20 protein-coding genes are annotated in these 23,004 nt (G+C 67.9%); 5 read left to right on the top strand and 15 right to left on the bottom strand.

Going from position 1 to position 23,004, the window contains the following annotated elements; genetic code table 11:
• Nucleotides 1-318 precede the first annotated feature (318 nt).
• Together DMX10_RS16145 and DMX10_RS16140 are read right to left on the bottom strand one after the other, a co-directional pair.
• A complete protein-coding gene (locus tag DMX10_RS16145) occupies nucleotides 319-1,332 on the bottom strand; it encodes a zinc-binding alcohol dehydrogenase family protein (protein ID WP_111262008.1) in 1,014 nt (337 codons plus the stop codon).
• Between the two features lie 15 nt (nucleotides 1,333-1,347).
• Entirely contained in the window at nucleotides 1,348-1,641 is a 294-nt protein-coding gene (locus DMX10_RS16140) for a putative quinol monooxygenase (RefSeq protein WP_111262007.1), read from the bottom strand.
• 95 nt (nucleotides 1,642-1,736) lie between these two features.
• Here DMX10_RS16140 and DMX10_RS16135 point away from each other — a divergent pair, with 95 nt between their 5' ends.
• The 3 genes from DMX10_RS16135 to DMX10_RS16125 all read left to right on the top strand — a co-directional run bounded on the left by DMX10_RS16135 (nucleotide 1,737) and on the right by DMX10_RS16125 (nucleotide 6,158).
• Nucleotides 1,737-2,672 (top strand): LysR family transcriptional regulator, encoded by a 936-nt coding sequence (locus tag DMX10_RS16135; protein WP_111262006.1) that lies wholly within the window; start codon nucleotides 1,737-1,739, stop codon nucleotides 2,670-2,672.
• An 84-nt stretch (nucleotides 2,673-2,756) separates the two neighbouring features.
• Nucleotides 2,757-5,372 (top strand): PAS domain S-box protein, encoded by a 2,616-nt coding sequence (locus tag DMX10_RS16130; protein ID WP_111262005.1) that lies wholly within the window; start codon nucleotides 2,757-2,759, stop codon nucleotides 5,370-5,372.
• A gap of 132 nt (nucleotides 5,373-5,504) precedes the next feature.
• Nucleotides 5,505-6,158 (top strand): 7-cyano-7-deazaguanine/7-aminomethyl-7-deazaguanine transporter, encoded by a 654-nt coding sequence (locus DMX10_RS16125; RefSeq protein WP_111262004.1) that lies wholly within the window; start codon nucleotides 5,505-5,507, stop codon nucleotides 6,156-6,158.
• Between the two features lie 136 nt (nucleotides 6,159-6,294).
• Here DMX10_RS16125 and DMX10_RS16120 read toward each other — a convergent pair whose 3' ends face one another.
• The 13 genes from DMX10_RS16120 to DMX10_RS16060 all read right to left on the bottom strand — a co-directional run bounded on the left by DMX10_RS16120 (nucleotide 6,295) and on the right by DMX10_RS16060 (nucleotide 21,193).
• Complete coding sequence (locus DMX10_RS16120) at nucleotides 6,295-7,245, bottom strand: adenosine deaminase (protein WP_111262003.1); 951 nt, start codon at nucleotides 7,243-7,245, stop codon at nucleotides 6,295-6,297.
• Nucleotides 7,246-7,354: 109 nt separating this feature from the next.
• Nucleotides 7,355-8,317, bottom strand: a complete 963-nt coding sequence (locus tag DMX10_RS16115; protein WP_111262002.1) for a 2-oxoglutarate and iron-dependent oxygenase domain-containing protein — start codon at nucleotides 8,315-8,317, stop codon at nucleotides 7,355-7,357.
• Between the two features lie 64 nt (nucleotides 8,318-8,381).
• Nucleotides 8,382-9,461 carry a BMP family ABC transporter substrate-binding protein gene (locus tag DMX10_RS16110; protein WP_111262001.1) on the bottom strand — a complete coding sequence of 360 codons (1,080 nt, stop codon included), beginning with the start codon at nucleotides 9,459-9,461 and terminating at the stop codon, nucleotides 8,382-8,384.
• 187 nt (nucleotides 9,462-9,648) lie between these two features.
• Nucleotides 9,649-10,332, bottom strand: a complete 684-nt coding sequence (locus DMX10_RS16105) for an SDR family oxidoreductase (protein ID WP_111262000.1) — start codon at nucleotides 10,330-10,332, stop codon at nucleotides 9,649-9,651.
• Nucleotides 10,333-10,473: 141 nt separating this feature from the next.
• The gene (locus DMX10_RS16100; protein ID WP_111261999.1) at nucleotides 10,474-11,400 is read right to left on the bottom strand and encodes an ABC transporter permease; all 927 of its coding nucleotides are present in this window, start codon (nucleotides 11,398-11,400) and stop codon (nucleotides 10,474-10,476) included.
• A gap of 81 nt (nucleotides 11,401-11,481) precedes the next feature.
• Nucleotides 11,482-12,585: an ABC transporter permease gene (locus DMX10_RS16095; RefSeq protein WP_111261998.1), complete on the bottom strand. Its 1,104-nt coding sequence runs from the start codon at nucleotides 12,583-12,585 to the stop codon at nucleotides 11,482-11,484.
• 16 nt (nucleotides 12,586-12,601) lie between these two features.
• A complete protein-coding gene (locus DMX10_RS16090; protein ID WP_111261997.1) occupies nucleotides 12,602-14,140 on the bottom strand; it encodes an ABC transporter ATP-binding protein in 1,539 nt (512 codons plus the stop codon).
• A gap of 811 nt (nucleotides 14,141-14,951) precedes the next feature.
• A complete protein-coding gene (locus tag DMX10_RS16085) occupies nucleotides 14,952-15,785 on the bottom strand; it encodes a nucleoside-binding protein (protein ID WP_111261996.1) in 834 nt (277 codons plus the stop codon).
• 276 nt (nucleotides 15,786-16,061) lie between these two features.
• Nucleotides 16,062-17,021 carry a LysR family transcriptional regulator gene (locus tag DMX10_RS16080; RefSeq protein ID WP_111261995.1) on the bottom strand — a complete coding sequence of 320 codons (960 nt, stop codon included), beginning with the start codon at nucleotides 17,019-17,021 and terminating at the stop codon, nucleotides 16,062-16,064.
• Complete coding sequence (locus DMX10_RS16075; protein WP_111261994.1) at nucleotides 17,018-17,617, bottom strand: YigZ family protein; 600 nt, start codon at nucleotides 17,615-17,617, stop codon at nucleotides 17,018-17,020. The genes DMX10_RS16080 and DMX10_RS16075 overlap by 4 nt, the downstream gene beginning before the upstream one ends.
• A complete protein-coding gene (locus DMX10_RS16070) occupies nucleotides 17,617-18,288 on the bottom strand; it encodes a TetR/AcrR family transcriptional regulator (protein WP_111261993.1) in 672 nt (223 codons plus the stop codon). Before DMX10_RS16070 ends, DMX10_RS16075 begins: the two co-directional genes overlap by 1 nt.
• Nucleotides 18,289-18,474: 186 nt before the next feature.
• Nucleotides 18,475-19,851, bottom strand: coding sequence for a uracil-xanthine permease family protein (locus DMX10_RS16065; protein ID WP_111261992.1), 1,377 nt, complete (start codon nucleotides 19,849-19,851; stop codon nucleotides 18,475-18,477).
• A gap of 421 nt (nucleotides 19,852-20,272) precedes the next feature.
• Nucleotides 20,273-21,193, bottom strand: a complete 921-nt coding sequence (locus DMX10_RS16060; RefSeq protein WP_111261991.1) for a LysR family transcriptional regulator — start codon at nucleotides 21,191-21,193, stop codon at nucleotides 20,273-20,275.
• 130 nt (nucleotides 21,194-21,323) lie between these two features.
• Here DMX10_RS16060 and DMX10_RS16055 point away from each other — a divergent pair, with 130 nt between their 5' ends.
• Complete coding sequence (locus tag DMX10_RS16055; RefSeq protein ID WP_111261990.1) at nucleotides 21,324-22,670, top strand: aspartate aminotransferase family protein; 1,347 nt, start codon at nucleotides 21,324-21,326, stop codon at nucleotides 22,668-22,670.
• A complete protein-coding gene (locus tag DMX10_RS16050) occupies nucleotides 22,670-22,957 on the top strand; it encodes a cupin domain-containing protein (RefSeq protein WP_111261989.1) in 288 nt (95 codons plus the stop codon). Before DMX10_RS16055 ends, DMX10_RS16050 begins: the two co-directional genes overlap by 1 nt.
• The last annotated feature ends 47 nt before the right edge of the window (nucleotides 22,958-23,004 follow it).

Genomic DNA, 23,004 nt, shown 5'->3' with positions numbered 1-23,004 from the left:
GATCCGGGTCAAGTGGCCGACTGGTGGTGCCTTGCCCGTCGACGGAGGGCGCTGGGCCCACAAAGTGCACCCTGCCAGCACGGGGTTCGCCTCGCTCTCTCCCACGTGGGCTCGGCGTATTCGTAGGATGGGTAGAGCCCGGCGAAACCCATCGGTGCAGAGCTTCAGGCAAAACGATATGCCATTCCCGGCCTCGCTTGGTGGAGGTAAAAAGCGACCTCCACCCTACGCAGTGGTCATGTCCGCGCATGGGGTCGCCGTCGTGGGAATTCATTCGCGCTGGGGCGCCCGGGAGGACACCCCAGCGACGGACGAATCTCAGAACCCTTCGAGCACGATCTTGCCCTTGGCCTTGCCGCTTTCCAGCAGCGCATGGGCGCGCTTGAGGTTGGCGGCGTCGATGCGGCCGAAGTGTTCGCCGACGGTGGTCTTCAGCACGCCGGCGTCGATCAGTTCGCTGACGCGGTCCAGCAGCTTGTGCTGCTCGATCATGTCGCAGGTCTCGAACATCGAGCGGGTGTACATGAACTCCCAGTGCAGCGAGATGCTCTTGCGCTTGAGCTTGAGCACGTCGAGGCCGGCCGGGTCGTCGATCAGGGCGAGCTTGCCCTGGGGCGCGAGGGCTTCCACCAGTTGCTCCAGGTGCTGGTCGGTCTGGGTCAGGCTGGCGACGTGGGTGACGCTGTCGATGCCGATGCGCTTGAGTTCGGCCGCCAGCGGCTGGCTGTGGTCGATGACGTGGTGGGCGCCCAGCTCGCGGACCCAGGCCTGGGTTTCCGGGCGCGAGGCGGTGCCGATCACGGTCAGGCCGGTGAGCTGGCGGGCCAGTTGCACGAGGATGGAGCCCACGCCGCCGGCCGCGCCGACGATGAGCAGGCTCTGGCCCTGGTCGGCCTTGCCTTCGGCGATGCCCAGGCGGTCGAACAGCAGCTCCCAGGCGGTGATGGCGGTCAGCGGCAGGGCGGCGGACTGGGCGAAGTCCAGGCTCTGCGGGCGCTTGCCGACGATGCGCTCGTCAACGAGGTGCAGCTCGGCGTTGCCGCCCGGGCGGGTCAGGGCGCCGGCGTAGAACACCTCGTCGCCCGGCTGGAACAGGGTCACGTCGCTGCCCACGGCCTTGACCACGCCGGCCACGTCCCAGCCCAGCACCTTGGCCTGGCCGTTCTCCGGCTGCACGTTGCGGCGGATCTTGGTGTCCACCGGGTTCACCGAGATGGCGCGGACTTCCACCAGCAGGTCACGGGGCCCCGGGGTGGGGGCGGGCAGTTCGACGTCCTGCAGCGAGTCGGCGTGGTCGATGGGCAGGGACTGGTAATAGGCGATGGCTTTCATCGGGGGCTCCTGGGCTCAGGCGAGGCGATCGAGAAGGGTGAGGGTGACGCCGTTGAGGCGGCTGCCATGGGCGTCGCCGAAGTGGCGGTAGTGGGCGGTGGCCTTGTGCGCCTCGAGGGCGGCTGCGTCGCGCCAGGTCTCCAGCATGACGAAGCGCAGGGTGTCGGCGCGGTCGCGGTGCAGGTCGTATTGCAGGCAGCCGGGTTCGCTGCGGCTGGCGGCGACCAGCTCGCGCAGGGCGGCTTCCACCGCCTCGGCCTGGCCGGGCTGGGCGTCGATGTGGGCGATCAGGTGCAGCGGCGTGGTCATGGTGGTTCTCCGGGAAAGATGGCGCATAGGTTGGGCTATTTCGCGGCGCAGAAAAATCAGCTAGAAGGCGACAGTCTTTCAAAGGAATTTTGAAAATGCTGCGCCTCGACGACCTCACCGTCTTCGTCCGTACCGCCGACCGTGGCAGCCTCTCGGCCGCCGCGCGCGAGCTGGAGATCTCCCCGGCGGTGGCCAGCGCGGCGCTCAAGCGCCTGGAGCAGCGTCTCGATGCGCGGCTGTTCGCGCGCTCCACTCGCAGCCTGCGCCTGACCGCCGAGGGCGAGCAGTACCTGGCGCATGCCCGTGCCGCGTTGCAGAGCCTGGACGAAGGCCGCCGGCAGCTGGCCGGCGGCAAGAGCGATATCGGCGGCCTGCTGCAGCTGTCGGCACCCTCGGACTTCGGCCGCAACGTGTTGCTGCCCTGGCTGGACGAGTTCCAGGCCGAGCACCCGCGCCTCGCCGTCCGTCTGTTCCTCAGTGACCAGGTGGCCGACCTGTTCCGCCAGCCGGTGGACATCGCCATCCGCTCCGGCGAGCCGGAGGACTCGAGCCTGGTGGCGCTGCCCCTGGCTCCCGGCAACCGACGCGTGCTCTGCGGCGCACCGAGCTACTTCGCCCGGCATGGCCAACCGCGCACGCCGGAGGAGCTGCACCGGCACAACTGCCTGCTCTATGTGCTGGGTGGCCGCGTGCACGACCAGTGGACATTCCACGAGGGCCGGCGCAGCCAGACCGTCACCGTGGCCGGCGACCGGGTCTGCGATGACGCCGACGTGGTGCGCCGCTGGGCGGTGGCCGGGCAGGGGCTGGTGTACAAGTCCTGGCTGGACGTCGCCGCCGATGTACGGGCCGGGCGCCTGCAGCTGGCGCTGGAGGATCACCTGGGCGAGCCCACGCCGCTGAACCTGATCTGCCCCCATCGCGCCCAGTTGAGCAAGCCGGTGAACCTGCTGCGCGAGTTCCTTCGCCAGCGTTGCGGCGAGCTGCTGGTCGGCGCGCCCTGGGAGGGCGTGGCCCGGCTAGTGCGCTGAGCGTCACAGCCAGCTGTTGTGCGGGCCGCGTCATTCGCTATTGTTGCTAGGGCGAGCCCACCTATCCGCCGTCCAGCCCTGGAGATGAGCCGTGATCCCCAGTCGTCCAGCCCCTTGCCCGTGTCGACGCGCATGGTCGTGAACGCCCTGCCGCCCGCTCCGGCGCGCCTCGGCCCGACCCTGGCGCTGGTCTTCTTCGGCTACCTGGTGCTCGCCCTGGGCGCCGTCTGGCTGGCGCGCCAGCCGGGCACCATCGCCACCCTCTGGTACGCCAACGCCTTCGGCATCACCTTCCTCTGGAACCAGCCGCTGCGTCGCTGGCCGGCGCTGCTCGGCGTGATGCTGGTGGCCAACATGTTGGCCGGGCAGGTGATGGGCGACACCCTCGCGATGTCCGCCAGCTTCCTGCCGGCCAACATGCTGGAGATGACCCTCGCCGCCTTCCTGCTGCGCCGCACCGGCGTGGCGCTGAACATGAGCCGCAGCCCGTCGGCCTTTCTCCGCTTCATCCTGCTTGGGGCCATGGTGCCGCCGCTGGTCAGCTCCACCCTGGGTGCGCTGATCGTGCAGAGCATCGGTTACGCCGGCTTCGGCCGGGTCTGGCTGTCCTGGTACGAAGGCGCGGTGCTCGGCACCCTGTCGATCCTGCCGCTGACGGTGCAGTTGCAGCAGCATGGCCTGCAGTCCCTGCGCTCGCCGAAGCGCCCCCACGAACTGCTCTTCTATGTGCCGCTGGTGCTGCTGGTGACCCTTGTGGCCTTGCGCCTGCTGCCTTCGCCCTTCGTCTACCTGTCGTTGCCGCTGCTGCTGGCGGCGGTGCGGCTGCCCTTCGCCGGCACCGCCCTGCTGGTGACCCTGACGTCCTTCAGCGGCGGCCTGATGGTCGCCATGGGCGGGCTGCAGCTGCCGCCGGTAACGCCGTTGTGGCAGGAAATCACGCTCTACCTGCCGCTGCTGCTGTCGTTGCTGCCACCGTTGCTGCTGGCCGCCGCCGTGGAGCAGGGCCGGCGACGCCAGCGCGAACTGGCCGCCAGCGAAGCGCGCTTTCGCGACGCCATGGAGCACTCGGCCATCGGCATGGCCCTGGTAGGGCTGGATGGTCGCTTGCAGCGCGTCAACCGCGCCCTGTGCGAGATGCTCGGCTACTCGCCGGACGAGCTGAGCGCGAAGAGCTTCCAGGGCATCACCCATGCCGAGGACCTCTCCGGCGACCTGGAGCTGGTACAGGACGCACTCGCCGGCCGTCGCGACAACTATCGGCTGGAGAAGCGCTACCTGCGCCGCGACGGCTCCGCGGTCTGGGCGCTGCTGGCGGTGTCGCTGGTGCGCGATGCGGAAGGGCGGCCGCTGTACTTCATCGCGCAGATCGAGGACATCGACCGGCGCAAGCGCGCCGAAGCCGAGCTGGCCGAGCTGGCCGAGCGTTACTCCCTCGCCACCGGCGCCAGCGGCGTGGGCGTCTGGGAGTGGGACCTGGTCAGCGACGACATGATCTGGGACGACAGCCTGTTCCGCCTCTACGGCATGCAGCCCCTGGGGCGCCCGGTGAGCTACGCGGAGTGGTCGCGCTTCGTCCACCCGGCCGACGCCGAAGCCCTGCACCGCGAACTGCAGCGGGTGCGCGAAGGCCTGGCGCGGCTGGATGTCGAGTTCCGCATCTTCCTGCCCAACGGTGAGGCGCGTGCCTTGCGCGGGCACGGTAGCCTGGCCCTCGACGCCGAGGGCAAGCCGACCCGGATGATCGGCACCAACTGGGACGTGACCCAGCTGCGCGAGCTCACCGAGCGGCTGAACGATGAGCGCGAGCGCCTGCAGGTGACCCTCAACTGCATCGGCGACGGGGTGATCACCACGGACCTGGATGGCCGCGTGCGCTTCCTCAACCCGGTGGCCGAGCGCCTCAGTGGCTGGAGCACGGCCGCGGCGCGCAACCAGGAGATCGAACGGGTGCTGCCGCTGGAGAGCGAGGACGGCCGGCCAGTGCCGAGCCCGGTGCGCCTGTGCCTGGAGCGCGGCACGGAGGAAAGCATCCCCGGGCTCTCGTCCCTGCGGCATGCCGCCGGCGGCCTGATCGCCCTGCGGGGCCAGGCGGCGCCGGTACGCAGCGCCGAGGGCGAGCTGCTCGGCAGCGTGCTGGTGTTCACCGACGTCAGCGAGGCGCGGGCGATGCAGAAGCACCTGCGCTACGCCGCCAGCCACGACGCCCTGACCGGGCTGCTCAATCGCTCGGCCTTCGAGGACGCGCTGGCGGAAAGCTGCCGCGAGGTGGAGCAGAACGCCGGGCACAGCGTGCTGTTCTTCATTGACCTGGACCTCTTCAAGCAGGTCAACGACAGCGCGGGCCATGCCGCCGGCGACGAACTGCTGCGGCGCATCTCGCGGCTGATGCAGGAGCAGGTGCGCAGCGGCGATCGGGTGGCGCGCCTGGGTGGCGACGAGTTCGCCATGATCCTGCGCAGCTGCCCCCTGGCCCAGGCGGAAATCCTCGCCGATCGGCTGATCGAGCAGGTACGCGGCCTGCGCTTCGAGTGGGAAGGCCGCACCTTCCAGGTCGGCGCCAGCATCGGCCTGGCCCCCTTGCATGCTGGCAACAGCGAGCCGGCCGAGCTGCTGCGCCAGGCCGACATCGCCTGCTACCGGGCCAAGCATGGCGGGCGCGGGCGCATGGCGGTGTATGTCGAGGCACTGGAGCACGGCTGAGAAAGCCGCCGACGAAACCACCGCGCGGATGCTTTTTTTGACGTGCGGGTCAAGTTAGAATGCGCGCCGTCGTGGCCATGGGGCTGCGACATGGGTTCCCTCACCCCATCGGCAAAAAGGACGTGAACCACCATGCCCGCAGCTCTTCCCAAGGTCTGGCGCCCCGCGCTGACCGGTCTCATCGCGTTCCACATCCTGATCATCATCGCCAGCAACTACCTGGTGCAGTTGCCCATGACCCTGTTCGGCTGGCAGACCACCTGGGGCGCCTTCAGCTTCCCTTTCATCTTCCTCGCCACCGACCTGACCGTGCGCCTGCTCGGCAAGCAGGCGGCGCGCCAGGTGATCGCCCGGGTCATGCTGCCGGCGCTGGCGGCTTCCTACGTCGTCTCGGTGCTGTTCCAGGACGCGGCGTTCCAAGGCTTCGCCGCCCTTGGCGAGTTCAACCTGTTCGTCGCGCGCATCTCCCTGGCCAGTTTCCTCGCCTATGTGCTGGGGCAGATCCTCGACATCCAGGTCTTCGATCGCCTGCGCAAGATGCGCCAGTGGTGGATCGCCCCGGTGGTCTCCACCATCGCCGGCAACCTGCTGGACACCTTCACCTTCTTCTCGGTGGCCTTCTGGCGAAGCGACAACCCCTTCATGGCCGAGCACTGGGTGGAGATCGCCACGGTGGACTACGGCGTGAAACTCGGCGTGAGCCTGGTGCTGTTCGTGCCGTTGTACGGCGTGCTGCTCAACGGCATCCTCCGTGCCATCACGCCGCGCAGCGAACGCGCCGCCTGACCCCCGGCATCAAGGCCTCGACGCCCCGTAGCCCCGTAGGATGGGTAGAGCGAAGCGAAACCCATCGATGCCCGGTCCATACAGGCAAGGCTTCGGTGTCCACCCGCAAAAAGGGCCGCTTAGCGGCCCTTTCCGGTTACTTCACCAGGCGTGCATCCAGGCTGTTCTGCGCCAGGCGCCGGGCCTGTTCCTCGCTCATGCCCAGGTGTTCGTGCAGGGCGAAGAAGTTCTCGGTGACGTAGCCGCCGAAGTAGGCCGGGTCGTCGGAGTTCACCGTCACCTTCACGCCACGTTCGAGCATGTCGAGGATGTTGTGCTGGCTCATGTGGTCGAACACGCACAGCTTGGTGTTGGACAGCGGGCAGACGGTCAGCGGGATCTGCTCGTCGATGATGCGCTGCATCAGGCGCTCGTCCTCGATGGCGCGCACGCCGTGGTCGATGCGCTCGATCTTCAGCAGGTCCAGGGCCTCCCAGATGTATTCCGGCGGGCCTTCCTCGCCGGCGTGGGCGACGGTGAGGAAGCCTTCGGCGCGGGCGCGGTCGAACACGCGCTGGAACTTGCTCGGCGGGTGGCCCATCTCGGAGCTGTCCAGGCCCACGGCGACGAAGGCGTCGCGGAAGGGCAGCGCCTGGTCGAGGGTCTTCTGCGCCTCGTCCTCGGAGAGGTGACGCAGGAAGCTGAGGATCAGCCCGGAGCTGATGCCGAGCTGCTTGCGGCCATCGTCCAGGGCGTGGCGGATGCCATCGAGCACCACCTCGAAGGGAATGCCGCGATCGGTGTGGGTCTGCGGGTCGAAGAAGGGCTCGGTGTGGATCACGTTCTGCGCCTTGCAGCGCTGCAGGTAGGCCCAGGTCAGGTCGTAGAAGTCCTGCTCGGTGCGCAGCACGTCGGCACCGGCGTAGTAGAGGTCGAGGAATTCCTGCAGGTTGCCGAAGTCGTAGGCGCGGCGCAGGGTTTCGACGTCGTGCCAGGGCAGGGTGACCTTGTTGCGTTCGGCCAGCGCGAACAGCAACTCGGGCTCGAGCGAACCTTCCAGGTGCAGGTGCAGTTCGGCTTTGGGCAAGGCATTGAGCCAGTCGTACATGGTGGTTTCTCGTTATCAGGCAAGGTCGACGGCAAGTTTAACTTCCCGGACAGGATTTCGCCGAGCGAGCGCCTGTACGGCAGGGGCGCTCGTGTTCATCGGGCGTCGCTCAGGCCGTCTCCTCCCGCCGGTAGGCGTAGGTGTCGGCGAAGCGCGAGAGCAGGTACTCGGCGCTGCTCACCGGCGGGTATTTCGGCGGGTTGTCGGCGCTGGAGCAGTTGGGCAGGCAGCTGATCTCCGTATCCGGGTGCGGTTCGGCGAAGAAGGGCATGGAGTAGCGGTGCACGCCCAGGGGGCTGATGACCCGGTGCGGCGTGGATTTGTACCGGTCGTTGCTCCAGCGCGCCATCATGTCGCCGATGTTGACCACGAAGCTGCCGGCGATGGGCGGTGCGTCGATCCACTGGCCGCGCACGTCCTGCACCTGCAGGCCGCCGGCGTCGTCCTGGTAGAGCAGGGTGACGCAGCCGTAGTCGGTGTGCGCACCGGCGCCCTGTTGCTCGGCGGAGCTGGCGGTGTGGCGCGGCGGGTAGTGGATCATGCGGAACACGCTAATGGGGTCGGCGAAGCGCGCATCGAAGAAGTCGCGCTCGATGCCCAGGGCCAGGGCGATGGCCCGCAGCAGGGTCTGCGCCAGCGCCTGCATGTCGGCGTAGTGCTGTTCCATCAGTTCCACCCAGCCGGGCAGCCCCGGGTGGCGGTTGGGCCCGCGCAGGGGCTTGCCGGCCAGCACCTCGGGGTGGTCGGCGGCCATGTGGAAGCCCATGTCGAAGGTTTCCTTCAGGTCGCTCGGCTTGCTCGGGTCGAGCTGCTCGGTGGCGATGGCGCCGTAGCCGCGATGGTGCGCGGTGCGGGTGATGTCGATCTGCAGCTTCTCGGCATCGGGCAGGGCGAAGAAGGTCTTGGCCGCGCGGGTCAACGCCTCGATGCGCTCGGGCGCGATGCCGTGCCCGGTGATGTAGAAGAAGCCCCAGTCGCGGCAGGCGGCGTCGATCTGCGCCGCGACCTGCTGCCAGGCCTGTTGGTCGTCGCCGTAGAGCGCGGCGATGTCGATGAGGGGAAGCTGGTTCATCGGGTGATCCTTGGAGCACAGGGTTCAATACCCTCTCCCCTGGCGCCAGGGGAGAGGGCGTCGCTTACTTCGGCAGTTCCGCCTTGATGCCTTCGACGTAGTAGTTCATGCCCGCCAGGTCGGCGTTGGTGGCGACCACGCCGTCGGCCAGCTTGAGGGCGCCGCCCTGGTCCTTGATCGGGCCGGTGAAGGGGTGGAACTCGCCGCTCTTGATGCTGGCGATGATTTTCTCTGCCTCGGCCTTCACGTCGGCCGGCACCAGGTCGCTGATGGGCAGCTGGATGGTGTCTTCGGCCAGGCCGCCCCAGTAGTCCTGGGATTTCCAGGTGCCGGCCATCACGCCTTCGGCGGCCTGGATGTAGTGCGGGCCCCAGTTGTTGACGATGGAGGTGAGCACGGCCTTGGGCCCGAAGTGCGCCATGTCCGAGGCGTAGCCAACGGAGTACACGCCACGGCGTTCGGCGGCCTGGATCGGCGCCGGGCTGTCGGTGTGCTGGAAGACCACGTCGACACCCTGGTCGATCAGCGCGTTGGCGGCGTCGGCTTCCTTGCCCGGGTCGAACCAGGAGTTGACCCAGACCACCTTGATCTCGGCCTGCGGGTCGTACTTGTTCAGCGCCAGCTGGATGGCGTTGATGTCGCGGATCACCTCGGGAATGGGGAAGGAGGCGATGTAGCCGATCTTGTGGCTCTTGGTCATCTTCGCCGCCAGGTAGCCGCCGACGTAGCGGCCTTCATAGGAGCGCGACAGGTAGGTGCCGAGGTTCTTGTCCTGCTTGTAGCCGGTGGCGTGCTCGAAGGTGACCTTGGGGAACTGCTTGGCCACCTTGGCGGTGGGGTTCATGTAGCCGAAGGAGGTGGTGAAGATCAGGTCGTAGCCGCCCTTGGCCATGTTGCGGATGACCCGCTCGGCGTCGGCGCCTTCGGCGACGTTCTCGACGAAGCTGGTCTCGACCTTGTCGCCCAGCTTGGCCACCAGCGCCTTGCGGCCCTCCTCGTGCTGGTAGGTCCAGCCGTGGTCGCCGATGGGGCCGACGTAGACGAAGCCGACCTTCAGCGGGTCGGCGGCGGAGGCGCCGAGGGTGGCGCTGAAGCCGATGGCGGCGACGAGCGTGCGCAGCAGGTTCTTCTTGGAATCGAACATGGGGGATGGGGCTCCTGGTCTGTTGTTCTGTGCTGTGCCCTGTGGGCTGACCAGGCGATTGCAAAAAATTGACCAACTGGACAGGCGGCGCGCAAAGCCGCGTGCCAGGCCCATCGAGGCAGGCGATGTGCACCGCCCGCGAGCGCGGATGGTGCACGAGGGGCGGTCCCCGCCGCCTGCTGGTGCGTCACCAGGGAATGGTCTGGCCCTGGTAGTCAATGTAGTGGTGGCCGCCGCGTCCGGCGTACGCCTCGACCTGCCGCACCAGGCCCTGGACGCTGGTGGCGACGTCGATCTCGGCGGACTCCCCGCCCATGTCGGTCTTCACCCAGCCCGGGTGCAGGCTCAGCACCGTGGGCGACGCGTCGCCCCATTCGGCCACCAGGCTGCGGGTCAGGGTGTTCAGCGCCGCCTTGCTGGCGCGGTACAGCGCCAGGCCGCCGGCATCGTTGCCGGCCACGCTGCCCAGTATCGAACTCATGAAGGCCAGGGTGCCGCCGGGCAGCAGGTTGCTCTTCAGGCGCTGGGCCAGGCGGATGGGGGCCACGGCGTTGGTGAGGAACAGCTGGGCGATCTCGGCCTCGGTGGCCTGCACCGCAGACTGGTGCGCCGGGCCGTAGACCCCGGCGTTGACCAGGATGAGGTCGAAGGCGCGGCCGTCCAGCTCACCGGCCAGGGTCTCCAGGCCGGCGACGCTGTCCAGGTCCAGGGTTTTCACCTCGACGCCCTCCAGCGCGGCCAGGTCGCCGGCGCCCTGCGGGTTGCGCACCGTGGCGGTGACCTGCCAGCCGGCGGCCTGCAGTTGCTTGACCAGGCCCAGGCCGATGCCCCGGGAGGCGCCGATGATCAATGCGGTTTGTGTGCTGCTCATGTGCGGTCCTCTGCATGTGAAGACCGGCAAGAGTAGCCGTTTATTGAATGCGTGTGCCTGGGCTTCCCGGACTGAAGTCCGGGCTACGCTTCGCACGGCCCAACCCTGTAGCCCGGGCTTCAGCCCGGGAGTGATGTCAGGTCAGTGCCCACCCTTCCACGGCTGGCCCAGGGACACGGGGGCGAACAGGCGGGTGCGCACGGCATCGCGGGAGAGCAGCACCAGCACCAGGATGGTCGCCACGTAGGGCAGCATCGCCAGCAGGTTGGCCGGGATGGCCAGGCCGACGCCCTGGGCCACCAGGTGGAGGATGCTGGCCAGGCCGAAGAGGTAGGCGCCCAGCAGCACGCGGAACACCCGCCAGCTGGCGAACACCACCAGGGCGAGGGCGATCCAGCCGCGCCCGGCGGTCATGTTCTCCGCCCACATCGGCGTGTACGCCAGGGACAGGTAGGCCCCCGCCATGCCCGCCATCGCCCCGCCGAAGAGCACCGCCAGGGTGCGCACGCGCAGCACCGGCAGGCCCATGGCGCTGGCCGCGTCGGGATTCTCGCCCACGGCCTGGAGCACCAGGCCGATGCGGCTCCTGAGCAGCGCCCAGGCGATCAGCACGAACAGCGCGAAGGACAGGTAGACCATCAGGTCCTGGCTGAACAGCATCTTGCCCAGCAGCGGAATGCCGCTGAGCAGCGGGATGGCAACCGGCTCGAAACCGTGCAGCGGCTTGCCCACCCAGGCGGCGCCGACGAAGGACGAGAGGCCGATGCCGAAGATGGTCAGCGCCAGCCCCGTGGCCACCTGGTTGGCGTTGCAGCCCAGGGCCACGAGGGCGAACAGGGCGGACAGCAGCATGCCGGCGGCCATGGCCAGCAGCACGCCGAGCCACAGGTTGCCGGTGCTGATGGCGGCGATGAAGCCCACCACCGCACCGAACAGCATCATCCCTTCCTGGCCGAGGTTGAGCACGCCGCTCTTCTCGCACACCAGCTCGCCCAGGGCGACCAGCAGCAGCGGCGTGCCGCAGCGGACCATGGCGTAGAGGATGTTTGTGATTAGATCGATGTCCATTGGGAAACCTCGGTTTTGTAGCGGGAAGCTGGAAGCTCGAAGCTGGAAGAAAAAGCGTCGTTCATGTCTGTTGCACGCCGTTCATGTCTGTTGCACCGTCTTCAAGCTTCCGGCTTTCGGCTTCCAGCTCCACGCCAAGCGTGGCCGATAAAGAATCAACACATCGCAGGCGAGCAGGAAGAACAGCATCATTCCCTGGAACAGCTGGGTGATCGATTGCGGCAGGTTCAGCGCCATCTGTGCGTTCTCGCCGCCGAGGAACAGCAGCGCCATCAGCAGCCCGGCGACGAGGATGCCGAAGGGGTTGAGGCGACCGAGGAAGGCCACGGTGATGGCCGCGTAGCCGTAGCCCGGCGACACCTGCGGCACCAGCTGGCCGATGGGGCCGGTGACTTCGCCGACGCCGGCCAGGCCCGCCAGGCCGCCGCTGACCAGCAGCGCCAGCCAGACCAGGCGCTTTTCGCGGAAGCCGACGAAGCCGGCGGCGCGCTTGTCCAGGCCCAGCACCTTGATCTGGAAGCCGAGGAAGCTCTTGTGCAGCAGCACCCACACCGCCACCAGGGCGAGGAGGGCGAAGTACAGGCCGATGTGCAGGCGCAGGTCCTCGACCACCGGAGGCAGGCGCGAGGCGTCGCCGAACATGGCCGACTCGGGGAAGTTGAAGCCGGCCGGGTCCTTCAGCGGGCCGTGCACGGCGAACAGCAGCAGGTTCAGCGCCACGTAGTTGAGCATGATGGTGGTGAGGATCTCGTTGGCGTTGAAGCGCGTGCGCAACCAGGCCGCCAGGCCGCCCCAGGCGGCACCGGCGAGGATGCCGGCAGCCAGCACCAGGGCCAGGGCCCAGCGGCTTTCCCAGTCGATGATGTGCACCGCCACGGCGCTGCCGGCCAGGGCGCCCATGAGCAGCTGGCCCTCGGCGCCGATGTTCCAGATGCGCGCCTGGTAGGCCACCGCCAGGCCCAGGGCGCAGAGCAGGATCGGCAGCGCCTTCACCAGCAGCTCGGAGAGGCCGTAGAGGTCGCTGATGGGCGCCACCAGCAGCGCGTGCAGGGTTTCCAGCGGGTCATGGCCGAGGGCCACGAACAGCGCCGAGCCGCAGGCCAGGGTCAGCAGGCCGGCCAGTACCGGGGACAGCAGGAGCATCGCGCGCGACTGCTGCGTGCGGGGTTCCAGGGATAGCAACATGAAAGGCTCCGGGCGCTCAGGCGGCTTGGGTCGAGTCGAACTGGCCGGCCATCCAGCGGCCGACCTCCTGCGGGCTGGTGTCCGCCACCGGTTTCTGCGCCGACAGCTCGCCGCTGCACAGGGCGCCGATGCGGTCGCTGATCTGGAACAGCTCGTCGAGGTCTTCGGAGATCACCAGGATCGCCGCGCCGGCATCGCGCAGGGCGATCAGCGCGCGGTGGATGGCGGCAGCGGCGCCGACGTCCACGCCCCAGGTGGGGTGGGCGGCCACCAGCAGCTTGGGTTGCTGGAGGATTTCGCGGCCGAGGATGAACTTCTGCAGGTTGCCGCCGGAGAGGCTGCGGGCGGCGGTATGGGCGTCCGGGGTCTTCACCGCGAAGCGCTGGATGATCTCGTTGGCGAAGGCCAGCACCTGGCCGCGGCGGATCATCCCGCGGCTCAGCAGCCCACGCTGGAAGCCGGTGAGCAGGGCGTTGTCGGCCAGGCTCAGGTCCGGCACCGCGCCGTGGCCCAGGCGTTCGGCGGGGACGAAGGCCAGGCCCCGGGCGCGGCGCGCATCCGGTGGCAACTGGCCCACCGGCTGGCCGGCGAAACGGATGGCGCCGGCGTTGCCGGCGGGCAGGCGACGCTCGCCGGAAAGCAGGGCGAGCAGCTCGTCCTGGCCATTGCCGGCGACCCCGGCGATGCCGAGGATCTCGCCGCTGCGCACATCCAGGCCGAGGTTCTTCAGCGACATGCCGAACGGGTCGGGATTGCGCCAGTCGAGGCCCTGCAGACTGAGGAAGGGCGCGCCGCCGCTGACCTTGGGGTAGCTGGCGACCAGGCCTTCTGCGTCGCCCACCATCAGCCGTGCCAGCTCCAGGTCACTGCACCGGGCCGGCACGCAGTGGCCGGACACGCGACCGCCGCGCAGTACCGTGGCGCTATGACAGAGGGCTCGCACCTCGCCCAGCTTGTGGCTGATGAAGAGGATGCTGCAGCCCTCGGCCGCCAGGCGGCGCAGGGTGACGAACAGTTCGTCGGCCTCCTGTGGGGTGAGCACCGAGGTGGGCTCGTCGAGGATCAGCAGGCGGATGTCCTGCATCAGGCAGCGGACGATCTCCACCCGCTGGCGCTCGCCGATGGACAGCGCATGCACCAGGCGCCCGGGCTCCAGGGCCATGCCGTAGCGCTGCGACACCTCGCGGATGCGCGGCTCCAGCTGCCGGGGCGTGCCGGCCTCGCGGCCGAGGGCCAGGGCGATGTTCTCGGCCACGGTGAGGGTTTCGAACAGGGAGAAGTGCTGGAAGACCATGCCGATGCCCAGCGCCCGGGCCTGCGCCGGGTCGCGCACGCGCAGCGCCTCGCCCTGCCAGCGGATCTCGCCGGCATCGGGCTGCACCACGCCGTAGATGATCTTCATCAGCGTGCTCTTGCCGGCACCGTTCTCGCCCAGCAGGGCGTGGATCTCGCCGGGCTCGATGCGCAGGTCGACGCGGTCGTTGGCCAGGCAGCCGGGGTAGCGCTTGGTGATGCCGAGCATCTCCAGGCGCGGTGGGGGAGTGGGGCTGTTCATCGTGGTCTTTCCCGGAAAGAGTGCTGGCCAGACAAAGCAAAAAGCTGGCCACCGGGTCAGGAAGGTCCGCGCGGGCTCGCGTGCGTAAGCGCCTGCGGGAAATCCATGGGTGGAATGGGCATTGCGAGGGCATTTTCCTGCACGCTTTCGGGGCGGCGTGGTTCCCAATGGCGCAGCGATGCCTGATCGAAATTCGACCAGCCCGGCGCAGCGCCCATGGGCACTGGCCTGGAGAAGTTGTTCCCAAGGTTATCCACAGGACTGTCCACGGTCCGTGTGGACAATGGCGGTGCGTCGCGCCGGTATTCCGGCGTCAAGCTCCACAAGTGGGAAAAATAAAGCTAGACCCTTCAGGTGCTTACGCGGTAGACACGGGGCCCCACGGGGGCTGGTCACGAAACGAACAGTTCCGGGCAAGCGGCGGCCGGCGGCGCCCCGGGCGATTGCTCAAAAGGTTATCCACAGGCTTGTCCACGCTTTGTGTGGGTGGTTCAGGCAGCGGATTCAGCCTCCATCGGCCGGCTCCCGGTAGGGTGGACATCGCTCTTTCTGTCCACCGGCGGAGTCGATCCTGTGCTGCGGTGCTGAGCCTCGTGCTGGAGAACACTATTCGTGCACATTCAGCCCCGCTTGGTGGACCGGTGAAGCGGGGTCCACCCTACGAAGCCTCCAGCTTGGGAGGAGGTTGTCGCCATGTAGGGTGGACATCGCTTTTCATGTCCACCAGGGGAGCCGTAGCCCGGGCTTCAGCCCGGGAGCGGTGGCCCGAGCTGACTTGGGACCTTAGAGGTGCTGGTGGCCCGGGGAGCGCTTAGAAACTGAATTCCATGTTCAGGGTCGGGGTGGAGGTGCGGCTGCCACGGCCGCCGTCGACGCCGAACTTGTTGTGCCAGTACTCGTAGCCGACTCCGAACCAGAGGTTGGGCTTGATGTTCTTGCCTGGGCGCGCGGCGACCATCAGCGAGGTGCGCATCAGGGTTTCGGCGGCGGTGTCCCTGTCGTTGTAGTCCTCGCCCTTTTCACCCACGTGGTTGATGTAGCCCTGGAACTTGGCGGCGTGGTCGCCGACCTGGAAGGGGCGCAGCCAGGTGAGGTTGAGGTTGTAGGTGCCGTCGAAGGTCATCTCCTCGTGGCGCGCGCCGGGGATGCCGGTCTGGTTGCGCTCGCGGTAGTAGAGCAGGCTCAGGTCGAGCACGCCGACGGTGTTGAACTTGAGGGTGGGGCCGAACACGATGGCGCGCTTGTTGGAGGAGGCGCGGTTGTTGTTGCGGTTGACGTCGAAGCCGGCCGTGAAGGCGTAGTCCTTGATCAGGCCGTCGCCCTGCTTCTGGTCGAACACCCGCGAGGCGAACAGCTGGTGGCGGTACACCGCGTAGACCTCGCTGCCGCCGTGGTCGGTGCCCTTGCGCGGGTCGCGGTTGTCGGAGAGGAACACATCCAGGTTGAAGAAGTTGCTGCCGTACTGGTAGCCGCTGGCGTGGGTGAGGCTGTAGATGCGCTTGGCGAACTTGTTCGGGTTGTTCGGGTTGGTGAACTGTTGTCCGTAGCGGAACCCGATGCTGTTGTTCATCCACTCCAGTGCGGAGGCTTCCCCGACCGTGAATAGGGCGAGAGCGACCGTGGCTCCCTGCAGTGCTTTTTTCATTGTTATGGCTCCTGTTCCTGGGATCTCGATGCCGTGGCTCGTGCACCGAGGGCGCAAGTATCAGCACATCCGGATTGATCACCAAAGAACAGAATGTAGAGCATCCCGATGCCGATACGGCATCACTTGATTGACCTGAAAGTCAGTATTTTCAGGGCTTTATCGGGATTGTGTACAAAGCGCGAACGTAGATGGCTCTAGCGCGCGGGCTGCAGCCGTACACCCTTCGAGAGCCCGTGGCGGGCCGGGGGCATGAAAAAATGGGCGGGACCTGTCCTACGGGCGGTTGCCCGAGGTGCTCCGAGGCTGTGGCCGCTCTTCGCGCTCACGCAGGGTGATTTCCTCGGTCAATTGTCGAGCCAGCGCATCCACCGCGACGGGCAGGTAGCGGCCGCCCCGCACATAAAGGCCGAGGTCGTTGAAGATGCCGCCATTGTCGGTCAGCGGCAGGTGCACCAGGTCGCCGGCCTCGAGATCGGCCTCGATACCGATGCGGGTCTGGAATGCCACGCCCATGCCGCGCTTGACCAGCTGTCGGGCCAACTCCACCGAGCTGCTTTCCAGCACGGGCCTGTCGGCCAGGCTCATGCGCTTCTGCAGCGGGCCGAGCAGGTGGTGGATGGATAGCTCGCGCTTGGCCAGGATCAGGCCGTGCTCGACGCAGGCGGCGAAGCTCACCTCGTGCAGCGAGGCCAGCGGATGCCCGCGCGGGACGATGGCGCCGAGGCGGAAGTGGCCGACGCTGAGCTGTTGCAACTCGGCGCTGCGGGGCAGGAAGAAGGCCAGGCCGAGGTCGGCGGCGCCGCTCAGTACCGCCTCGGGGATGGCTTGCGAACCCATGGCGGTGACACCGATGGTCACCCGTGGATAGCGCTCGTGCATGGCCTTGAGCACCCGGGGCAGCAGGTCGATGGTCACGCCTTCGACGGTGGCGATCTCCACGTGGCCGGTGCGCAGCCCCTGCATGGCGTCCAGTTCCGAGCGCACGCGCTCGACGTCCTGCAGCACCACGGTGATGTGGCGGGTGAGGATCTCCCCGGCCGGTGTCAGGCGCAGGCCGGCGGGCAGGCGGTCGAACAAGGGTGCGCCGATCTCGTCTTCCAGCTTGAGGATCTGCCGGTTCACCGCCGAGGAGGCGACGTTGAGCCGGCGCGCCGCCTCGCGGATGGAGTTGCAGCGGCGCACCATGTCGAAATAGTGGATCGCGGGCGAGTGGATGCGCAGCTTGCCGGTCATGGCGCCGGGGCCTCGATGGCGGCGAGCTGGCTGCGGCCGCGGCTGATGTCGCCGAGCAGGCGCTGCAGCGGTTCGCGCTGGGCTTCCGGAAGGGCCAGCTGCAGCCAGGCGCCTTCGGCGTCGTAGTCCTCGCTTTCGAGCTGGGCCTGGAGGTCGGCCAGGCGCGCCTTGAACAGCGCCAGCTCGGCGAAGGCCAGGTGGCAGCGGAAGTGCGACAGGCGCAGCAGCGGCAGGCGCTCGCCCCCTTGCAGGCACTTGGCGGCGCTGCCGCCGTAGGCACGGGCGAGGCCGCCGGTGCCGAGCTGGATACCGCCGTACCAGCGGATCACCAGCACCGCGACCCGGTCCATGTCCTGGCCCTCGATGGCCGCCAGTATGGGGCGCCCGGCGGTGCCGCCGGGTTCGCCGTCGTCGCTGAAGCGGTACTGCGCGCCCACCTTCCAGGCCCAGCAGTTGTGCGAGGCGGCGGGGTCGCTGGCGGCGGCGATGAAGGCCTGGGCCTCGGCCGCGCTGGTGACCGGCGCGGCGAGGGCGATGAAGCGGCTTTTGCGGATTTCCTCGCGGTATTCGCAGGGCGCGGCAAGGGTGAAGGGCATCAGCTGGCGGGTGTCGGCGGGGTGAGGCCGCAGCCCTTGAGGATGATGTGGGTGAGGCTCTGCGCGGCGATTTCGAAGTCGTCCTTGGTCAGGCGCTTGCGCCCGCTGACGCGGCAGATCTGCGAGCCGAAGTCGGCGTAGTGCTGGGTGCTGCCCCAGAGCAGGAAGATCAGGTGCGTGGGGTCGACGGCGTCCATCTTGCCGGCGGCGATCCAGGCTTCGAACACGGCGGCGCGGCCCCTGAACCAGTCGCGGTAGTCCTGATCGAAATGCTTCTCCAGGCAGGCACCACCGCTGATCACCTCCATGGCGAAGATCTTCGAGGCCAGCGGGAAGCGTCGCGAGAACTCCAGCTTGGCGCGGATGTAGCGGGCCAGTGCCTCGGCCGGGTCGTCATCGACCGTCAGGGTGTTGAAGGTGCTGTCCCAGAGTTCGAGGATGTTGCTCAGCACCGCCACGTAGAGGCCCAGTTTGTTGCTGAAGTAGTAGTGCAGGTTGGCCTTGGGCAGGCCGGCACGCAGCGCGATGGTGTTCATGCTGGTGCCTTTGAAACCGTGCTTGGCGAATTCCTCCTCGGCGGCGGCGAGGATGGTCTCTTCGTTCTTCTGGCGGATGCGGCCGGCGGGCTTGCCGGTGGAGCTGGGGCTGTGGGCGGGGACCAGGACAGTCATAGGTCATCCAGAGGTATCAGGAAGCGGGCGAATGCACTGATAACCCAAGCGTGGGGCCGCCGACAAGACAAAACTGTTGCGGCGGTCAGGTTATCCACAGGTTTTGTCGGGCCTGCACCATGATGGGTCGGTTTTTCCCCGTTGCGCACCGCGCCAGACCCCGTCCGGGGCCTGGTGCGGCGGCCCTCAGGCTCGCTCGGCGGCACCGTCCGTCCGGGCGGCGTGCTGCTCTTCCGGCAGCACCAGGCTGAGCAGGATGGCGGTGATGCCGCCGCAGGTGATGGCCGAGTCGAACAGGTTCTGCACGATAGGCGGCAGCTGGTGCAGCAGGGTCGGTTGCGCGGCGATGCCCAGGCCGACGCCGAAGGAGCCGGCGATCACCAGCAGGCTGCGGCGGTCCAGGTGCGCCTGGGCGAGGATGCGGATGCCCGCCGCCGCCACGCTGCCGAACATCACCAGGGTGGCGCCGCCGAGCACCGGCTTGGGAATCTGTTGCAGCACGGCGCCGATCAGCGGGAACAGGCCGAGGATGAACAGCAGGGCACCGATGTACAGGCCGACATGGCGGCTGGCGACGCCGGTCAGCTGGATCACCCCGTTGTTCTGCGCGAAGGTGGTGTTGGGGAAGGCGCTGAAGGTGGCCGCCAGCAGGCAGCTGATGCCATCGCCGAGCACGCCGCCCTTGAGTCGCGCCTCGTACTCCGGCCCCTTGAAGGGCTTGCGCGAGATCATGCAATTGGCGGTCAGGTCGCCCACGGTCTCGATGGTGCTGATGAGGTAGATCAGCGCCACGGGGACGAAGGCCGTCCAGTCGAAGGCGAAGCCGTACTTGAAGGGCACCGGCACGCTCACCAGCGGCAGGTCGGGCAGCGCCTGGGGCACCAGCTTGCCGCTGAAGAAGGCCACGACGCTGCCCACCGCCAGGCCGATGAGGATCGACGACAGGCGCACCCAGGGATTGCGCGAGCGGTTGAGCAGGATGATGGTCGCCAGCACCAGGCCGCCCAGGGCCAGGTTGCCCGGCGCGCCGAAGTCCGGCGCCTTGAAGCCGCCGCCGATGTCGGTGATGCCGACCTTGATCAGGCTGACGCCGATCAGGGTGATGACGATGCCGGTCACCAGCGGGGTGATCACCCGGCGCAGGTGGCCGATGAAGCGGCTCAGAACGACCTGCACGAAGGCGCCGAAGAAGCACACGCCGAAGATCATCGCCAGGATGTCCTCCGGGCTGCCGCCGCGGCTCTTCACCAGGAAGCCCGCCGACAGCACCGCACCGAGGAAGGCGAAGCTGGTGCCCTGCAGGCAGATCATCCCCGCGCCGATGCCCAGCGGGCGCCGCGCCTGGAGGAAGGTGCCGACGCCGGAAACCATCAGCGCCATGCTGATCAGGTAGGGCAGGTGCTCGCCCAGGCCCAGCGCCGCGCCGATCACCAGCGGCGGCGTGATGATGCCGACGAAGCTGGCCAGCACATGCTGCAACGCGGCGCAGAACGCCAGCAGCGGTTTCGGCTTGTCGTCCAGGCCGTAGATGAGTTCGGAATTGCTGGGTTCTTCAGCGTGCATGCTGGCCTCGGCAGGTGGGAGCGACGGACCGGGGCGGTTCGCCGGAGCAGATGCCGGCTCATTGCAAAAAATTGACCAGGTGCGCAGGTTTTTTGCTTTCCACCCTGCAAGGCCCAGGGGTGGCGGGCGCTACGGGATAGGCGTGTGAGCTGCGCTGGGTATGACCGAAGGGGGTCTCCTGCACCAAATCGGGGTCGCCCGCTTCATTGCTGGGCGTTCGGTGACGCTCATTCTCTCCGTAGGATGGGTAGAGCCCCGCGAAACCCATCGCTCCGATGATGGGTTTCGCTCCGCTCTACCCATCCTACGATTCAGTTCAGAGTGCGGCTTCGTAGGGTGGACCACGCTTCACCGGTCCACCAGGCGGAGTGGAAGGGGAACTCAAGCGCTCCGCCAGCCCGCTATTCCCCGCGAACACACCTCAGCCCGTCGCTGCCAGCGCCTCCAGGAAGCTCTCCAGCACCAGGTGCGGGCGGCGGCCCTTGCGGGTGACGGTGGCGAGGCTGAGGTCGTAGAAGCGGCTCGCCGGCTTGAGGGCGCGCAGCCGGCCCTGCTGCACCCAGAAGGTGGCGTAGTGGTCCGGCAGGTAGCCGATGTAGCGCCCGGTGAGGATGAGGAAGGCCATCCCCTCGCGGTCGGAGGCGCTGGCGGTGCAATGCAGCGCCTGGTAGTGGGCCTGGATATCGGCCGGCAGGCGGAAGGTGGGGGCGATGGCCTCCTGCTCGTTGAGGCGCGCGTCGCTGAGCTGGGCGTCGTCGGCGTAGAACAGCGGGTGGCCCACGGCGCAATACAGCAGCGAGCGCTCGTCGTACAGCGGCTGGTATTCCAGCCCCGAGAGCGCCACGGTCTGCGGCACCACGCCGACGTGCACGCGGCCGTCGAGCACGCCTTGCTCCACCTCGCTGGGCGGGGTCATGCGGATGTTGATCACCACGTCCGGCCCGCGCTCCTTGAGGCGCGACAGGGCGTGGGTGATGCGCATGTGGGGGAGAGTGACGAGGTTGTCGGTGAGGCCGATGTTCAACTCGCCGCGCAGGTGCTGGTGCAGGCCGTTGACCTCGGTGCGGAAGCTCTCCAGGGCGCTGAGCAACTGCAGCGACGACTGGTACACCTCGCGCCCCTCCTCGGTCAGGGCGAAGCCGGCGCGGCCGCGCTGGCACAGGCGCAGGCCGAGGCGCTGCTCCAGGTCGCTCATCTGCTGGCTGATGGCCGAGCGGCTGATCCCCAGCACGCTCTCGGCGGCCGAGAAGCCACCGCACTCGACGACGCTGCGGAAGATGCGCAGCAGGCGGATATCGAAGTCGCTGACCTGGGCCAGCGCTTCCGGGCGACGGGTGCTCATCAGTTTAGTGGTCCGTGATCTGAAGATATGAAAAGTTGAATTTTCATGACTTTATGCCCGTGGCAATGTCGACTGCAAGAACCACCGGGTTCTCCCCCACAACCCACGCCCCATCGCGAGGCAGACAAGAATGAACATGCCGCAGACCGCCACCCCCTCCCTGGCCAGCCAGTTGAAGCTGGACGCCCACTGGATGCCGTTCTCCGCCAACCGCAACTTCCAGCGTGACCCGCGCCTGATCGTGGCCGCCGAAGGCAGCTGGCTGATCGATGACCAGGGCCGTCGCATCTACGACAGCCTGTCGGGCCTGTGGACCTGTGGCGCCGGCCACTCGCGCAAGGAAATCCAGGAGGCCGTGGCCAAGCAGCTCGGCACCCTCGACTACTCCCCGGGCTTCCAGTACGGCCACCCGCTGTCGTTCAAGCTGGCCGAGAAGATCGCCGACATGACCCCGGGCGAGCTGAACCACGTGTTCTTCACCGGCTCGGGCTCCGAGTGCGCCGACACCGCGGTGAAGATGGCCCGCGCCTACTGGCGCCTGAAAGGCCAGGCCACCAAGACCAAGCTGATCGGCCGCGCCCGTGGCTACCACGGCGTGAACGTCGCCGGCACCAGCCTTGGCGGCATCAACGGCAACCGCAAGATGTACGGCCAGCTGATGGACGTCGACCACCTCCCGCACACCCTGCAACCGGGCCTGGCCTTCACCAGGGGCATGGCCGAGACCGGCGGCGTGGAGCTGGCCAACGAGCTGCTGAAGCTGATCGAACTGCACGACGCCTCGAACATCGCCGCCGTGATCGTCGAGCCCATGGCCGGCTCCGCCGGTGCGCTGGTGCCGCCGGTGGGCTACCTGCAACGCCTGCGCGAAATCTGCGACGCCAACAACATCCTGCTGATCTTCGACGAGGTCATCACCGCCTTCGGCCGCATGGGCAAGGCCACCGGTGCCGAGTTCTTCGGCGTGACCCCGGACATCATGAACGTGGCCAAGCAGATCACCAACGGCGCCATCCCCATGGGGGCGGTGATCGCCAGCCGCGAGATCTACCAGACCTTCATGAACCAGGCGACGCCCGAATACGCCGTCGAGTTCACCCACGGCTACACCTACTCCGCCCACCCGGTCGCCTGCGCCGCCGGCCTCGCCGCCCTGGAGCTGCTGGAGAAGGAAAACCTCATCCAGCAGGCCGCCGAGCTGGCCCCGCACTTCGAGAAGGCCATCCACGGCCTGAAGGGCGCCAAGCATGTGGTCGACATCCGCAACTGCGGCCTGGCCGGCGCCCTGCAACTGGCCCCGCGTGACGGCGACGCCATCGTCCGCCCGTTCGAGGCCGGCATGGCCCTGTGGAAGGCCGGCTTCTACGTCCGCTTCGGCGGCGACACCCTGCAGTTCGGGCCGACCTTCAACGCCAAGCCGGAAGAGCTCGACCGCGTGTTCGACGCCGTCGGCCAGGCCCTGCAAGGCGTCAACTGATGAGCGCACGGCCCCAGGCTGTGCCCACCGTGCAGGTGGACACCGACGAGGTCATCGTCACCGAGTGGCGTTTCGCCCCCGGTGCCGAGACCGGTCGCCACCTGCATGGCCATGACTACGTGGTGGTGCCGATGACCGATGGCACCCTGCTGCTGGAAACCCCGGAGGGCGACAGGCACGCCCCCCTGGTGGCCGGCCGGAGCTACTTCCGCAAGGCCGGCGTCGAGCACAACGTGATCAACGCCAGCGACCACGAGATCGTCTTCATCGAAACCGAAATCAAGTGACGTCCCACCCTCTCCCCGTGAGGAGAGGCCTGGCGCGAGCCGATGCC

This window comes from Pseudomonas sp. 57B-090624 (assembly GCF_003234055.1).
GTDB classification, from domain to species: Bacteria; Pseudomonadota; Gammaproteobacteria; order Pseudomonadales; family Pseudomonadaceae; genus Metapseudomonas; species Metapseudomonas tohonis.
This window is presented reverse-complemented; position numbering and strand designations above follow the sequence as displayed.

Bases quoted from the DNA above. Each gene is read 5' to 3' on its own strand.
- DMX10_RS16060 (WP_111261991.1), bottom strand. From the start codon at position 21,193: ATGAGCACCCGTCGCCCGGAAGCGCTGGCCCAGGTCAGCGACTTCGAT.
- DMX10_RS16120 (WP_111262003.1), bottom strand. From the start codon at position 7,245: ATGTACGACTGGCTCAATGCCTTGCCCAAAGCCGAACTGCACCTGCAC.
- DMX10_RS16070 (WP_111261993.1), bottom strand. From the start codon at position 18,288: ATGACTGTCCTGGTCCCCGCCCACAGCCCCAGCTCCACCGGCAAGCCC.
- DMX10_RS16135 (WP_111262006.1), top strand. From the start codon at position 1,737: ATGCTGCGCCTCGACGACCTCACCGTCTTCGTCCGTACCGCCGACCGT.
- DMX10_RS16075 (WP_111261994.1), bottom strand. From the start codon at position 17,617: ATGCCCTTCACCCTTGCCGCGCCCTGCGAATACCGCGAGGAAATCCGC.
- DMX10_RS16130 (WP_111262005.1), top strand. From the start codon at position 2,757: ATGAGCCGTGATCCCCAGTCGTCCAGCCCCTTGCCCGTGTCGACGCGC.
- DMX10_RS16090 (WP_111261997.1), bottom strand. From the start codon at position 14,140: ATGAACAGCCCCACTCCCCCACCGCGCCTGGAGATGCTCGGCATCACC.
- DMX10_RS16115 (WP_111262002.1), bottom strand. From the start codon at position 8,317: ATGAACCAGCTTCCCCTCATCGACATCGCCGCGCTCTACGGCGACGAC.
- DMX10_RS16085 (WP_111261996.1), bottom strand. From the start codon at position 15,785: ATGAAAAAAGCACTGCAGGGAGCCACGGTCGCTCTCGCCCTATTCACG.
- DMX10_RS16110 (WP_111262001.1), bottom strand. From the start codon at position 9,461: ATGTTCGATTCCAAGAAGAACCTGCTGCGCACGCTCGTCGCCGCCATC.
- DMX10_RS16145 (WP_111262008.1), bottom strand. From the start codon at position 1,332: ATGAAAGCCATCGCCTATTACCAGTCCCTGCCCATCGACCACGCCGAC.
- DMX10_RS16140 (WP_111262007.1), bottom strand. From the start codon at position 1,641: ATGACCACGCCGCTGCACCTGATCGCCCACATCGACGCCCAGCCCGGC.
- DMX10_RS16125 (WP_111262004.1), top strand. From the start codon at position 5,505: ATGCCCGCAGCTCTTCCCAAGGTCTGGCGCCCCGCGCTGACCGGTCTC.
- DMX10_RS16080 (WP_111261995.1), bottom strand. From the start codon at position 17,021: ATGACCGGCAAGCTGCGCATCCACTCGCCCGCGATCCACTATTTCGAC.
- DMX10_RS16105 (WP_111262000.1), bottom strand. From the start codon at position 10,332: ATGAGCAGCACACAAACCGCATTGATCATCGGCGCCTCCCGGGGCATC.
- DMX10_RS16095 (WP_111261998.1), bottom strand. From the start codon at position 12,585: ATGTTGCTATCCCTGGAACCCCGCACGCAGCAGTCGCGCGCGATGCTC.
- DMX10_RS16065 (WP_111261992.1), bottom strand. From the start codon at position 19,851: ATGCACGCTGAAGAACCCAGCAATTCCGAACTCATCTACGGCCTGGAC.
- DMX10_RS16050 (WP_111261989.1), top strand. From the start codon at position 22,670: ATGAGCGCACGGCCCCAGGCTGTGCCCACCGTGCAGGTGGACACCGAC.
- DMX10_RS16055 (WP_111261990.1), top strand. From the start codon at position 21,324: ATGAACATGCCGCAGACCGCCACCCCCTCCCTGGCCAGCCAGTTGAAG.
- DMX10_RS16100 (WP_111261999.1), bottom strand. From the start codon at position 11,400: ATGGACATCGATCTAATCACAAACATCCTCTACGCCATGGTCCGCTGC.